Raw genomic sequence first — 3,351 nt, 5'->3', positions numbered from 1 at the left:
TCTGCAGGCCGCCGCCCTCTCACTGGGCGAGCGGGAGCGCGAGCTCACCGCTGCTGCACGCGATGAGGTGCTGCGCGGCGCGATCGAACTCGCCGAGCTCATCCTCGTCGCGGAGCTCTCGGATGCCGGCTCGTCTGCCGCGGCCGCCGCGCGGCGCGCACTCGCGGTCGCCGACCCCGCCGACATCCGCGAGGTGCGCCTGCACCCCGACGACCTGCGCACGATCCAGACCGCGGAGTCGGACCTGTCCACCTTCGCGCTCGTCGCCGATGACACGCTCGAGCGCGGCGATGCCGTCGCGATCCTGGCGCACGGCCACATCGACGCCCGGATCGGCAGCGCGCTCGAACGTGCCCGTCGCGCCCTCGCGGAGGCCGGGTCGTGACGGCCTGGACCGCCGTCCGCGAGGCGGTTCGACCGGAACGCATCGGCGTCGTCTCCCAAGTGCGCGGCCTGAGCGTGCAGGTGCGCGGTCTCGAAGGGGCTGTCGGCGACGTCGTGACCCTCGACGGGGTCGATGCCGAGGTCGTCGCGATCGGCGAGGGCGGGCTACGGTGCATGCCCCTCGGCGCTGTCGCGGGGCTCACCGTCGGGGCGCCCGTGCGGGGCCGCGGTGGCGCCCTGCGCGTACCGACCGGAAACGCGCTGCTCGGGCGGGTCCTGGACGGACTCGGTCGGCCCATCGACGGCAAAGGCCCGTTGACCGGCGCGATCTCGGTGAGCCTCGACCACGCTCCGCCCTCGATCATGGGGCGCGACCGGATCGACTCCCCTCTTCCGCTCGGGGTGCGCGCGCTCGACACGCTCGTCAGCGTGGGTCGCGGGCAGCGCGTCGGGCTCTTCGCCGGCTCGGGAGTGGGCAAGTCGTCGCTGCTGTCGATGATCGCGCGCGGCACCGAGGCCGAGGTGACGGTGATCGCCCTCGTCGGCGAGCGCGGCCGTGAGGTGCGCGAGTTCATCGAAGACGACCTGGGGCCGGAGGGACTCGCTCGTTCGGTGGTCGTCGTCTCGACCTCCGATCAGCCGGCCATGGCGCGCATCAGGGCCGCGTACACCGCCACCCGGATCGCCGAGGCCTTCCGCGACGACGGCGCGCACGCCATCCTCATGATGGACTCGCTGACCCGCGTCGCGATGGCGCAGCGCGAGATCGGCCTGTCGGCCGGAGAACCCCCCGCAACCCGTGGGTACCCGCCGTCGACGTTCTCGCTCCTCGCCGGTCTGCTCGAGCGCGCCGGCACCGACCGGGGTGGCTCGATCACCGGCATCTACACGGTGCTCGTCGACGGCGACGATCACAACGAGCCGATCGCCGACACCGTGCGCTCGATCCTGGACGGTCACGTCGTGCTCGATCGCGCGCTCGCGCTCTCCGGCCACCACCCGGCGATCGACGTGCTCGGCTCCGTCTCCCGCGTGGTGGGGAAGATCACCGCCCCCGGGCAGCGGGCACACGCGGCGACGCTACGTGCGGTGCTCGCCGCGCGTCGCCGGGCCAACGACCTGATCGACATCGGCGCGTACCAGCCGGGTGCCGACGCCCGCATCGACGCCGCGATCGCCCACGAACGGGCGATCTCCGCTTTCCTCACCCAGTCGCTCGACGAGACGAGCGCGATCGACGAATCGTGGCGTCGACTCGACGAGCTCGTCTCCGGTTTCGGAGGAGTCTCATGACACGGTCGTTCTCCCTGGCGGGCCTGCTGCGTGTGCGCGAGATCCAGGAGCGCGCCGCGGCGCAGCGGCTCTCCCGCGCGGTGCTCGACGCCCGGCACACCGAGGCCCGCGATCGCTCCCTCCGCGCGCATCTCTCCGGCGCCGGGAGTGAAGCCGTGGACGTCCGCTCGCTGGCCGCGCTCGCGGCCGCCCGTGTGGCCGGACGGACACTTCTCTCCGACCTGACGATGCTGGCGGAACTGCAGGAGCAGACCGTCGACCAGGCCCGCGCGGAGCACTCGGAGGCACGACGAGCGATGCGCGGACTCGACCGTCTCGCCCAGGCGCACGCCGTGCGGGTGCGGGCGGCCGAGCTGCACGCCGAACAGGCGGAGCTCGACGAGATCGGATCGCGCACCGACACGGAGGGGCAGTCATGACCGCTCTCGGCATCGTCGACATGCTCGACCCTCGCGGGTCGCGGCCGAGCGGCGCGGCGCCTTCGCGCGGCGTGACCCCGGGTGCCGCGGCCTTCGCCGACGTGATCCAGGTTGCGGCGCGGGCTCAGCTCGCCGACGACGCGCCCACCGAAGGCGTCCTCGCTGAGGGAGTGTCGTCGGGTGCGTCGACGGGAACCGAGACGACGGATGCGACCGCCGAATCCGCTGATCCGGTTGTTCCGGTGACCGCATCGCCTCTCCCACCCCTCACGATCCCGAGCGGGTCGGGGACGGCGGCTCCCGTCGACGGAAGCACTTCGGGAGCGGACCCCGACGTCGACCTGGTGCCGCCAGCGGCGGATGCCGCGGAGGGCACCGGACTCGCGGATGCTCCTGCGGAAGCAGCCGGCCCCACCCCGATCGCAGCGTCCGGCACTGCTGCCGCATCCGCCGATCCGGCACGCGCCGCCGCATCGGCGACCGCCCTAGCCGCCTCATCCCTCCCGCCCGCCGTCACCGGTGCATCGTCGCGTGCCTCGACCGGCAGCGGCGTCGGTGCCGCATCGGCTCCTGTCGGCAGCGACGGTATCGCCGGCGCATCCGGTGCGAACAGCACGACGGCGGATGCTCCGGTCGATACTGCTCTCCGCCTCGTCACCGCCCCCGCCGGGCCGCACGGTGCCGTCGCCGCGGCTGCCTCGTCGGAACCGGCACCGGCGTCGAACGCCGACACGGCGCTCCTGTCGGGGACAGCATCCGCCGTCGATAGGGCATCCGACGCCGCGCCGTCCCCTGCAGTCTCGGCTCCGGTTGCCACTGCCACCGCCGCGTCGGTACCCGCGACCGCAGATGCTGCCGCCCCGACGTCCGCCGTCACGGCACCGGCACACGCATCACCGCCCCCGATCGCCCCGACCACGCGTGCCGCGGCAGCAGCGATCGCCCGGCCGGTACTGCTCCCCCAGATCGCTGCCCCTGTCGTCTCGCTCGCCCAGGCAGCCGATGGCGATCACAGTCTCACGCTGACAGTGTCGCCGGAGAACCTCGGGCCCGTGACCGTGCGCGCGCACATCTCCGGCGGGGCCATCCAGATCGAGCTGCACGCCCCGAACGAGCTCGGACGGGAGGCACTGCGGGCCGTGCTCGCCGACCTGCGGCGGGATCTGGCGGCAGCGGCACCGCACGCCTCCCTGATGCTCTCGACCTCGGACGACGGCCCCGGCTCGTCGAATCCGCAATCGTCGCCGAGCGGCGG

At 73.5% G+C, this 3,351-nt stretch carries 4 protein-coding genes; all 4 read left to right on the top strand.

Annotation, left to right across the window (positions count from 1 at the left end; translation table 11 throughout):
* A partial coding sequence (locus GZ67_RS0105270) for a FliH/SctL family protein (protein WP_029273794.1) occupies nt 1-385 on the top strand: 385 nt, incomplete at its 5' end.
* A complete protein-coding gene (locus GZ67_RS0105265; RefSeq protein ID WP_029261086.1) occupies nt 382-1,677 on the top strand; it encodes a FliI/YscN family ATPase in 1,296 nt (431 codons plus the stop codon). The genes GZ67_RS0105270 and GZ67_RS0105265, both read left to right, overlap by 4 nt.
* A complete protein-coding gene (locus GZ67_RS0105260; RefSeq protein WP_029261087.1) occupies nt 1,674-2,096 on the top strand; it encodes a hypothetical protein in 423 nt (140 codons plus the stop codon). Before GZ67_RS0105265 ends, GZ67_RS0105260 begins: the two co-directional genes overlap by 4 nt.
* On the top strand, nt 2,093-3,351 hold a 1,259-nt coding region (locus GZ67_RS0105255), incomplete at its 3' end, for a flagellar hook-length control protein FliK (RefSeq protein ID WP_029273793.1). The genes GZ67_RS0105260 and GZ67_RS0105255, both read left to right, overlap by 4 nt.

It is taken from the genome of Microbacterium sp. Cr-K20, assembly GCF_000708325.1.
Lineage (GTDB): Bacteria > Actinomycetota > Actinomycetes > Actinomycetales > Microbacteriaceae > Microbacterium.
Note: the sequence above shows the minus strand (reverse complement) of the source record. Positions and strands in the feature narration are given on the sequence as shown.

Bases quoted from the DNA above. Each gene is read 5' to 3' on its own strand.
- GZ67_RS0105260 (WP_029261087.1), top strand. From the start codon at position 1,674: ATGACACGGTCGTTCTCCCTGGCGGGCCTGCTGCGTGTGCGCGAGATC.